The 10,787-nt window shown below is 61.4% G+C and carries 9 protein-coding genes; all 9 read left to right on the forward strand.

Features of this window, described 5'->3' with window-relative positions; all coding sequences use genetic code 11:
- The first annotated feature begins 39 nt into the window (after positions 1 to 39).
- The 9 genes from ku to exaC all read left to right on the forward strand — a co-directional run bounded on the left by ku (position 40) and on the right by exaC (position 9,896).
- Positions 40 to 966 carry a non-homologous end joining protein Ku gene (gene ku, locus L5014_RS35820; RefSeq protein ID WP_238468621.1) on the forward strand — a complete coding sequence of 309 codons (927 nt, stop codon included), beginning with the start codon at positions 40 to 42 and terminating at the stop codon, positions 964 to 966.
- A 41-nt stretch (positions 967 to 1,007) separates the two neighbouring features.
- Complete coding sequence (locus tag L5014_RS35825) at positions 1,008 to 1,814, forward strand: tetratricopeptide repeat protein (protein WP_338019383.1); 807 nt, start codon at positions 1,008 to 1,010, stop codon at positions 1,812 to 1,814.
- A gap of 88 nt (positions 1,815 to 1,902) precedes the next feature.
- The gene (locus tag L5014_RS35830) at positions 1,903 to 2,745 is read left to right on the forward strand and encodes a hypothetical protein (RefSeq protein WP_238468614.1); all 843 of its coding nucleotides are present in this window, start codon (positions 1,903 to 1,905) and stop codon (positions 2,743 to 2,745) included.
- 60 nt (positions 2,746 to 2,805) lie between these two features.
- The gene (locus L5014_RS35835) at positions 2,806 to 3,792 is read left to right on the forward strand and encodes a zinc-dependent alcohol dehydrogenase family protein (protein ID WP_238468615.1); all 987 of its coding nucleotides are present in this window, start codon (positions 2,806 to 2,808) and stop codon (positions 3,790 to 3,792) included.
- 176 nt (positions 3,793 to 3,968) lie between these two features.
- Positions 3,969 to 5,513, forward strand: a complete 1,545-nt coding sequence (locus L5014_RS35840; RefSeq protein ID WP_238468622.1) for a methyl-accepting chemotaxis protein — start codon at positions 3,969 to 3,971, stop codon at positions 5,511 to 5,513.
- A gap of 24 nt (positions 5,514 to 5,537) precedes the next feature.
- Positions 5,538 to 6,101, forward strand: a complete 564-nt coding sequence (locus L5014_RS35845) for a cysteine hydrolase family protein (RefSeq protein ID WP_238468616.1) — start codon at positions 5,538 to 5,540, stop codon at positions 6,099 to 6,101.
- Between the two features lie 304 nt (positions 6,102 to 6,405).
- Positions 6,406 to 6,720: a high-potential iron-sulfur protein gene (locus L5014_RS35850; RefSeq protein WP_238468617.1), complete on the forward strand. Its 315-nt coding sequence runs from the start codon at positions 6,406 to 6,408 to the stop codon at positions 6,718 to 6,720.
- 249 nt (positions 6,721 to 6,969) lie between these two features.
- Complete coding sequence (locus L5014_RS35855; protein WP_238468618.1) at positions 6,970 to 8,091, forward strand: porin; 1,122 nt, start codon at positions 6,970 to 6,972, stop codon at positions 8,089 to 8,091.
- A 278-nt stretch (positions 8,092 to 8,369) separates the two neighbouring features.
- Positions 8,370 to 9,896 carry an acetaldehyde dehydrogenase ExaC gene (gene exaC / locus L5014_RS35860; protein ID WP_238468619.1) on the forward strand — a complete coding sequence of 509 codons (1,527 nt, stop codon included), beginning with the start codon at positions 8,370 to 8,372 and terminating at the stop codon, positions 9,894 to 9,896.
- Positions 9,897 to 10,787 lie beyond the last annotated feature (891 nt).

Raw genomic sequence — 10,787 nt, forward strand, 5'->3', positions numbered from 1 at the left:
CGGAACGTACTAAACGCGCCCATCCACGAGGAGAAGTCCATGCCTGCCCGCTCAATCGCCTCACTGTCGCTGTCTTTCGGGCTCGTGTCGATTCCGGTGAAGCTCTACACGGCGACCGAGAGTTCGTCCGAGGTCCGGTTCCACCTGCTCGCGCCAGACGGCTCACGCGTGAAGCAGCAGTACATTTCGGAGAAGACGGGGGCCGTTGTCGAACGCTCGAGCATGAACAAGGGTTACGAGTTCGACAAGGACCGATTCGTGGTCTTTAGCAGCGATGAGCTCAAGGCGCTGGAGGACGCTGCCAGTCACGTCGTCGAGATCATGGCTTTCATCCCGGAAAAAGCCGTGAACCCTGTGTTCTATGACAAGGCGTACTACATTGCGCCCGACAAGCGCGGCGGAAAGCCATACAACTTGCTGCAACAGGCGCTGGAGAAAAGCGGCCGCTGCGCGCTGGCCAAATGGGCGTCGAGAGGAAAAACGCGGATCGTGCAAGTGCGCCCCGAACAAGACGGGCTCGTCTTTCAGCAATTGCTCTATGCGGACGAGGTTCGCTCGCTGGGCGACCTGCATGTCGAACACGTCCAGGTGTCCGATGCCGAACTGAAGCTCGCACTACAGATCATCGAGCAGGGGGCTGAAGACAACTACGACCCGGCGGCCTATGAGGACGAAGAGAAAAAGCGCATCCTTGCCGCCATCGACGAGAAAATAGAAGGCAAGGAGGTGATTACTCAGGAGGCCGTAGAGTCCACGCGCGGCGGTGGGCAGGTCATCGATCTCATGGATGCCTTGCGCGCGAGTTTGAAGGGCGGCGGCGAGAAAACAAAATCCGCCACGGCACCCAGGCGAAAAGGCGCCGAACCAGTCACGGAGATTCCGGTGGCGCCGAAAACGCGCAAACCCGCTGCGCGCGCAACGAAATCGCCTGCTGAAGCACCCGCAAAGGTCCGGGCGCGCAAGTGACAGAACAGATTACAGCGCAGATTACAGCGCGCGCGATTTCGATGCGTGAGTTGCAAGCGATGCTCGGCGTCTCGCGCCATGTGGTGTCCGGTCTGATCGCGGCAGGATTCGTGATGCCGTCGCGCGGTCCGCGCAACGAATATCGGTTCGCCTTCCAGGATGTTGTCCTGCTGCGTACCGCGCTACAGTTGCGCGATGCACGCATTCCGCCGCGCAAGATCATCATGGCCCTCGCACGGCTGCGGGACGCGTTGCCGGATGAGTTGCCGCTCACGGGTATTCGCGTATCGGCGCTCGGTAGCGATGTCGCCGTGAGGACCGGCCCGTCGCAGTGGGATGCGGTGACCGGGCAGCTCCTGCTCGACTTCGAGGTCGCGGAAATCAAGGGCAATGTCGTGTTCCTCGACACCCAACCCGTGCAAAAGAATCTGGCGGGTCAGGCGCAGGAGTGGTACGCGCTCGGCGAGCAGCTCAGGACGTCCGACGCGAGCGGTGCCGAGCAGGCGTACAGGAAGGCGATAGCGTTGTCGCCGCAACCGTTCTATGCCGCATACGTGGATCTGGGCGCGCTGCTGTGTGAAATGCAGCCGCGATGCGAAGACGCGCTTCAGGTATTCGACGAGGCGTTGTCCCATTTCCCGGAAGACGCGGTCCTGCACTTTAACCGCGCCATTGCCTATGAGGATCTGGGCCGGTTGGAGGACGCTGAGCGCAGTTACCAGCGTTGCCTGGAGCTTGACCCGTCATACGCGGACGCGCACCACAATCTGGCCATGCTGCTGGAGAGACGCGGCGACCCGCAGGGCCTGGTGCGTCATCTGAACGCCTATCGCCGGCTAACGACCTGAAAAGGCCGCGCCTTCAGACCCGCTATGGCACAGGCACGTGCGTTGCGTCGTCGGTGTGTGAAAGCAGGCCGGTTAGAGGGAGACGCTCATGAAACAAACCGTGTTAGGGGTGTACGACAGCTACACGGACGCGTGTTCGGCCCAGCGGGCGCTAGGCGAGGCTGGCGTCGCGCCGGCCGATATCGCGGTGTACTCGATGTCGGTGGCCGCCCCCGTTGAAAAAGGACCACGGGTCTATGCACCGGGCAGTGGGAGTGCGCCCCATCGCATGCCCGTATTCGAGCAACTGGACCAGTTATTCGCCCAATTGTTCAAGCAGGGTGAATATCCGCCGGAGACTGAGGACTACAAGGAATTTATCCGTCGCGGCGGGGCGATTGTCAGCGCCGACGTTTCCGACATGCAGGTCGATTTGACTCGCGACGTGATGCGCCGCGCGGGCGCCGCTGACATTGACGAGCGCAGCAGCGCATGGTGGAGGGAGTCCAGCGGCATGCGTGACACATCGCCGGGGGCGGCTCACTCCACGGGCGCCACCAGCCCGGCTGCTGCCCCGGAAAGGCCGGAAGGGGCGGAAAGGCCGGAAGCGCAGCGCACGAGCTTCTCGTCGGCCTCGCACCACACGGCCGGCGGGATGCAGCAAGTCACGACGCGCGTGCGGGAGCCCGGACCGACTGCGTCCGTTGCGCGAGGACAGGGCCTGGTGGGCGATCCCCTGATGGGCACCCCGCTAGAAGACGAGACGAGGCGGGACGATTTTCCGAAAGACTACGACACCCGCTACGCGAAATCCGGTGCGCCCGACGGTCAGCATGCGCGCGGTTACGTAGTCGGGCGCGGGCAAGGCCAGCGGGATCGCCGGCATGAAAGCGGCTGGGAGCGATTCAAGGGCGCTGTCCGGCACGGTTGGGAGCGCGTTACGCGGCACTGACATTGCGGCAGACTGGCATGGAAAACGGTTATTTCGCGCTTGCCGCTCCGGAGATTGACGATGCTAGCCATGCTGTTCGACGGTACGAGTCCGCTGTTGCGCGAGGTGGAGATGCCCGATCCGGTTCCCGCGGCGGGCCAGGTGCTCATCGATGTGCATGCGTGCGGCGTGTGCCGCACCGACCTTCATGTCGTTGACGGCGACCTGACGCAGCCGAGGCGCCCCGTGATCCCGGGTCATGAGATCGTCGGCACGGTGGCGGCGCTCGGTGAGGGCGTCACGGGCTTCGCGCCGGGCGGGCGCGTGGGCGTGCCGTGGCTCGGCCATACCTGCGGGCATTGCCGCTTCTGTTTGGGCGGACGCGAAAATCTTTGCGACGCCCCCGGTTTTACGGGCTATACCATCGACGGTGGTTATGCGCAGCGCACGGTCGCCGACGCTCGCTACTGCTTCCATTTGCCAGACCCGTACAGCGACGTCGAAGCTGCGCCGCTGCTATGCGCCGGGCTGATCGGTTACCGCACGCTCGCGCTGGCTGGCGATGCGCCCTGCATCGGCATCTACGGATTCGGCGCAGCAGCGCATATCGTTGCGCAGGTGGCGCGGCACCAGGGACGCAAGGTGTACGCGTTCACGCGTCCCGGCGACATCGAAGCGCAGCGTTTTGCGCTGCGCCTGGGCGCGACGTGGTCGGGCGGCAGCGACGAGGCGCCGCCCGAGCCGCTCGACGCCGCGCTGCTGTTCGCGCCAGTGGGCGCGCTGGTCCCCACGGCGCTGCGCGCAGTGACGAAAGGGGGGACGGTCGTTTGCGGCGGCATCCACATGAGCGACATTCCGTCGTTTCCCTATGCGTGGCTGTGGGAGGAGCGACGCATCGTCTCCGTGGCGAATCTCACGCGCGACGACGGCGCCGCGTTTATGGCCATCGCCGCGAAGCACAAGATCGAGATCGAGACCACGACGTATCCGCTCGCGCGGGCGAACGACGCGCTCGCGGATCTGCGCGAAGGGCGCTTTACAGGGGCTGCGGTGCTGAAGGTGCGCTAGCTTCGCCTGGGCTCTTGAACGCTTGCTGGGCGGTCATCCGGCGCCTTGGCGCGGGACTCAAGATTGTTCAAAAACGGCCGATAAGCATGAGCAGACCGGACAGCTTCAATGTTGTTGCATTACGCAAAATCAGGCCGCCAAAGCGGCCCATAACAATTCTTCTCGAGGGAAAGAGTATGCGCAACAACCAGCCTGTTACGCAGCGCGAGTTCGAAATTCCGGACGATGCGACGTTGATGTCGACAACCGACACGCAAAGTTATATCAACTACGCCAACGCCGCGTTCATCCATGCGAGCGGCTTTTCCCAGGACGAGATTCAAAACCAGCCCCATAACATCGTCCGCCATCCCGACATGCCGCAAGAGGCGTTTGCCGATCTGTGGGCGACGCTCAAGGGGGGCGAGCCGTGGACCGCGCTGATCAAGAACCGGCGCAAGAACGGCGACTATTACTGGGTGCGCGCGAACGCCATTCCCGTGGTGCGCAACGGCCGGACATCCGGCTATATGTCGGTGCGAACCAAACCCTCGCGCGAAGAAGTCGAGGCTGCCGAAACCCTTTACCGCCAGTTTCGCGAACACAAGGCGGGCAAGCGGCGCTTTCACAAGGGCCTGATTATCCGCACGGGCATGAGCGCGTGGATGTCGATGTTCAAGACCATGCCGCTGCGCTGGCGAATTCGCACCGCGTTGCTCGCGGCGGCGCCGCTCATCCTCGGCGCAGCTTCGCTCACCGGCATCAGAGGGATAGCGCTCGCGGAGTTCTCCGCATCGGCCCTTGCATGTCTGCTCGTCGTGTCGCTGTGGCTCGAGCGACAGATTTCCCGGCCGATGGAGCAGGTGCTGGGCCATGCCTTGCGCGTGGCGTCGGGGGAAAGCCAGAAAGCCGTCCATATCGATCGCGTCGACGAGATCGGCATGACGCTGCGCACGATCAGCCAGCTCGGACTCATGTTCCGATGGCTCATTGACGATGTGAGCGAGCAGGTCATCGCCGTGCAGCGTGCGATCAAGGAGATCGCACAGGGCAACAACGATCTCAGCCAGCGCACGGAGCAGGCCGCATCGAACGTGCAGCAGACCGCATCGTCGATGTCGCAGATGACTGCCACCGTGAAAAGCAACGCGGAAACCGCGATGCAGGCGAACACGCTGTCGGGCTCCGCGAGCGATGCGGCCGCCAAAGGCGGGAAAGCGGTGGCCGAGGTGATCAGCACGATGAGCGAAATCACCGCTAGCTCGCACAAAATTGCCGACATTATTGGTGTGATCGACGGGATCGCCTTCCAGACCAATATCCTCGCCTTGAACGCCGCCGTCGAAGCGGCACGCGCGGGTGACCAGGGCCGCGGTTTCGCAGTCGTTGCCGGGGAAGTTCGCGCGCTTGCCCAGCGTAGCGCGAACGCGGCGAAGGAGATCAAGAACCTGATCTCCACCAGCGTCGAAAAGGTCGAAACGGGCTCCAGCCTCGTCAACGATGCCGGTAAAACCATGGACGAAATCGTGGCGCAGGTGAAGCGGGTATCGGATCTGATCGCCGAAATCCGTTCGGCTACCGAAGAGCAAAGCGGCGGCGTCTCCCAGATCGATCAGGCCGTGAGCGATCTCGACAACATCACCCAGCAGAACGCCGCGCTGGTCGAGCAAAGCACCGCCGCATCGGATAGCCTCACTCAGCAAGCGACGAGACTTGTAGAAGCGGTGAGTGTCTTTCGCTGACGCCGCCCGCAAGGAGATGTGTAAATGGAAGCAATCGCGCCGGCGCAAACCGCGCTTGTCGTCATGCATTATCAGACCGACATTCTCGGGCTCTTTCCATCGGTTGCGCCGGAATTGCTGGCCAATACGCGCAAACTCTGCGACGCCGCGCGAGCCAAAGGCGTCGGCGTTTATTTCGCCAATCTGCGGTTCAGCCCGGGCTATCCGGAAGTCAGTCCGTTGAACAAGAATGGCCAGGGCATCAAGCAACTGGGCCGCTTTGTCGACGACCGGACCGCGCCGGAGTTGGGCCAGCAGGCCAATGAACCGCTCATCGTCGCGCACCGCGCCAGCGTGTTCTTCGGCACCGATCTGGAGCTGCGACTTTCGGCACAAGGCGTCGATTCGCTGATCTTGGTCGGCATCGCGTCGACCGGTGTCGTGTTGTCTTCGGTCGCATATGCAAGCGATGCGGACTTCCGCCTGTACACGGTCAAGGACTGTTGTTACGACCCGGATCCGATCGTGCATGAACACTTGTTCGCCACCGCATTCGATTCGCGCACAACCGTGTTGTCGCTCGGGGATGCCTTGCGTTTGCTCGCCTGAAGGTTCGATGCGGGCGGCGCACGCTGCACATGAGCGCAAAGCCGATGACGAAATAGATTGCGGCCAGCGCCCGTTCCGCATCGGCCGCTGTCCTGTTTGGTGACACGTTCGTTGGCCGGATGTGGCGAAACGCAACACCTATCGCGTTGACCGTTTCGTGCGAAAAGTGCCGGAAAAACGGGCGAAACCCTTATCCAGCACGGATCACGTTGTGATGGCACGTGGATTGCTTTTTTGAGCGACAGTGGCAGGCACAGACCTGCGCTAAACCTCACAAATTCAATTCTTTAACGAGCACTCCGTCATGGTCTCTCAAGCACGCAGAACTTTCATGATCCACACCGTCGGCCTGTGCGCGGCACTCGCCGTGGCGCAGCGCGCGCAGGCAGGTGCGCCGTCCGTCGACGAGAACGACCCGGCAGCCAAGGGCCTTGGTTATCGCGCCAAGGCCAGCACGGTCGACGCTGCACACTTTCCCAAGTATCAGGCGGGCCAGACGTGTGCGAACTGCCGGTTCTATACCGGCGCGGCCAACGAGACCTCTGGGCCGTGCCCGATGTTCCCCGGCAAGGCCGTGTCCGCCGACGGCTGGTGCAACGTCTATGCAAAGCGTGCCTGAGCACGCCTGATGCCGGCTCGTCAAGGCGCGAGAGGGAGCATGCGATGAGCCTCTGATACCGAGGCTCATACATCAGCGACTCTCCATCGCCTGATTAATTAGTCATACAAAATAAATGGAGGGCGCATGAAGTAATCGATCTGGCTCGATCGTTGGAATCCTGTCGCGTCGATTCCATGGCGCGCTTCGCGGTTGAAAAAAAATAGAAGCCGTTCAGGTTTGTTCAAATCAGAAAATCAAGGAGACACGATGCATACCCGACACTATCGACGCATTACGCTGGCTGTGGCACTGGGAACGATCTCAAGCGCCGCAGCGGCGCAATCTTCGGTAACGCTCTACGGCACGATCGATGCCGGTGTGCTCTATCAGAATCGTGCAGCGAGCGGACACGGTTCGCAGTTCCAGCTTGCGACGGGCGGCATCGATCCCAGCGTCTGGGGCGTGAAGGGCAACGAAGATCTGGGCGGCGGCATGGCCGCCACCTTCGACCTGGAGTCTCACTTCGCCAGCAATAACGGGGCCTTGATGATGGGGCCCGGCTATCAGTCGCAAATCTTCCGGCGTCAGGCGAACGTCGGGCTGACCACGCCATACGGCTCGGTGACGTTGGGCCGGATGTACAGCCCGTCAATTCTCGCCGCCATCACGACCGAGCCGCGCGCATTCGCCGAGAACCTGTCGAACCTGTACACGTGGGCCTATAACCAGCTCGCGGCACCCGGCAATGCGCTGGGCGCGGGCACCAACCCCAGTAACGATGTTGGTGTCTTTATCGGCAATGCGTTGCAGTACTCGAATACGCTCGGTCCCGTCTGGTTCGGCGCCGCCTGGTCGTTCGGCGGCGTGGCGGGCAGCATGCACAAGGGCAACGAGATCTCGCTGGGCGCGACCTATACCGGTCCGTTCACGGCGTCCGCGGCCTGGCAGCAGGTTGCCGATTCCGTGACTGGCGAGAACGTGAGCCGCTTGTGGAGCGTTGGCGTGGCCAAATCGTTTGGCCCGGTAACGGGCAAACTCAACTACTTCGACGTGATCGATCGTTCAATCGAAGGTTCAGATGTCTCCCATGTGAGTTCGATTAGTCCGGGCATCAGTTACCAGTGGAGCGTCGCGAATACGGCAGAACTGGCCGGCTACTACAACAGATATCGTGGCAGCCACAACAGTACGACGCGTTCGCTCGTGCTGAGCGACGATTACGCGTTGTCGAAGCGCACCGTTGTGTATGCACAGGTTGCGTACGTTGACGCCGGTGCAGTCGGTACCGGCGATCCGCTCGAAAGTCTCAAGACTTCGATCGTGGCCGGCGGCACCGCTCCGGGCGATAAGACCGTGCTGGTCAACGTCGGCATCGCGCATCACTTCTGATCGATACGGCGGCACTTGCATCCGGAGTCGTGTTCGACGACGTCACGGGCGTGCCGCCGAACCAGCGGTCACCTTGTTCCGATCTGCAACAGAATCGCAGTCTGTGACACCGAGTGATCCGTATTGCAACACTCGAACACGCATCCCTCTGGATTTTTTTCCGCAGGGCGCCCCAGAGCGCCTCATGACAGCATGGCATGTAGCTTGCAGGTAACGTGGCGTGCCATCAGCACCTCAGCACGCTTTCAACCTCACCTATATTGAGCAGGAGACACACGATGAACCCGTTTGATTTGAAGCAACTGGGCATTGATATCGAATATCCGTACCGTAAGCAGTACGAAAATTACATCGGCGGCAAATGGGTGGCGCCGCTCGACGGCGACTATTTCGAGAACCTGTCGCCCATCAACGGGCAGCCGTTCTGTAGCGTGCCCCGTTCGCGCGGTGCCGATATCGATCTCGCGATCGACGCGGCCCATGCGGCACGCCGCAAATGGGGCAAGACGTCCGTGACCGAGCGGGCGAATCTGCTGCTCGCAGCGGCCGACCGGATGGAAAAGAATCTCAAGCTGCTCGCCGTCGCCGAGACGATCGACAACGGCAAGCCGCTGCGCGAAACGATGGCTGCGGATCTGCCGCTCGCCGTCGATCATTTCCGCTATTTCGCGGGTTGTATTCGCGCGCAGGAAGGCGGCATCTCCGAGATCGACGACAACACGGTCGCCTATCATTTTCATGAGCCGCTGGGCGTCGTCGGCCAGATCATTCCCTGGAACTTTCCATTGCTGATGGCAGCGTGGAAACTTGCGCCTGCACTCGCGGCGGGCTGCTGCGTTGTGATGAAGCCTGCCGAGCAGACGCCGGCGTCCGTGCTTGTGCTGATCGAGTTGATTGGTGACCTGTTCCCGGCGGGAGTGATCAACATCGTCAACGGCTTTGGAAAGGAAGCGGGTGAGGCGCTGGCAACCAGCACGCGCATCGCAAAGATCGCGTTCACGGGCTCGACGCCGGTCGGCAAGCGCGTCCTTCATGCGGCGGCGGAGAATCTGATTCCGTCGACGGTCGAGCTGGGCGGCAAGAGCCCGAACATCTTTTTCGCCGATGTGCTGGACCATGACGACGTGTTCCTGGACAAGGCGCTCGAGGGCCTCGCCATGTTCGCCCTGAATCAGGGTGAAGTGTGCACGTGCCCGTCGCGAGTGCTGATCCAGGAATCGATTTACGAACGTTTCATCGAGAAGGCCATTGCCCGCGTGGAGCGGATCAAGATCGGGCATCCGCTGGACCTCGATACCATGATCGGTGCACAGGCGTCGCAGCAGCAACTCGAGAAAATCCTTTCGTATATCGACATTGGACGGGGAGAAGGTGCGCGATGCCTGACCGGCGGTGAACGCGCGGCCGCTGGCGCCGGACTCGGCAACGGCTTTTACGTGAAACCGACCCTGCTGTTCGGTCACAACAAGATGCGCGTGTTTCAGGAAGAGATTTTCGGGCCGGTTGCTTCTGTGATGACTTTCAAGGACGAACAGGAAGCCATCGAGATCGCGAACGACACGTACTATGGCCTTGGCGCCGGAGTGTGGACCCGCGACGGCACGCGCGCCTACAGAATGGGCCGCGAGATCGAGGCCGGACGCGTTTGGACCAATTGCTATCACCTGTATCCGGCGCATGCGGCGTTCGGTGGCTATAAGCAGTCGGGAATCGGCCGGGAAACCCACAAGATGGCGTTGTCGAATTATCAGCAGACCAAGTGTCTGCTGGTGAGCTATCAGGCGGAAGCGCTCGGGTTTTTCTGAGCGAATGGCGCGGCGTCTGGTGTAGCGCTGGAGTGCGCTTTTCCGCGATTGGAATCGTGGGAGAGCGCTTTTTTGCTTGTTCTCTTTTTCGCTTTTTCGCGTTTCCTTGTGTTCGTGTCGGTCTGCCTGGGTTGCCCCTGTGCGGGGCGGCCCCTACTTTTCTTTGCCGCAAAGAAAAGTAGGCAAAAGAAAGCGGCTCAAACCGCCAGTGTGACGCCGTCCACCTCCTGCCTGTGATCGAAGTGGTTCCTGAGCATCCGTCACCTCGCACCTTCAAACTCAGTGACAAAGGGCCCGCACATCCCGCTGCTCGCTACGCGCGCAGCGGTCGGGTCTGCATGGGAAACCAGGTATGCTGCCTGCGTACTCGAATGCGCATGCACTGCATCGATTCGTATGCATTCCTCTGGTTTTGGATTATGCCCAGCGGCGCGCGTAGCGCCGCCGGAGGAATGAGCCCTTGGTCACTCTGTTATAGGGCGCGTGATGACAGACGCTCCGGAACCGCTCCGATAATGGGCAAGTGGTCCACTGCGTCACACTGGCGGTGTGAGCGGCTTTCTTTTGCCTACTTTTCTTTGCCGCTGCAAAGAAAAGTAGGTGCCGCCCCGCACAGGGGCAACACTGATAGACCGACACGAACACAAGGAAACGCGAAAAACCATAAACCACGAAAAACCATGAACCGCGAAAAACCATGAACCGCAAAAAACCATGAACCGCAAAAAACCATGAACCTGCAAACCGGCAACCCCATTACAAACCGCCCCTAATGGCGCGGCCCGGCATTGAGCGGCGTAGTCGAGGCTTGCGCGGCCTGCGCGGTCAGCTTCGCGCCACCCGCATCGTACCCGTTCGTATAAAGGAGAAAGGCCATCAAATCAGCGTAAT

This window comes from Paraburkholderia tagetis, assembly GCF_022213065.1.
GTDB classification, from domain to species: domain Bacteria; phylum Pseudomonadota; class Gammaproteobacteria; order Burkholderiales; family Burkholderiaceae; genus Paraburkholderia; species Paraburkholderia tagetis.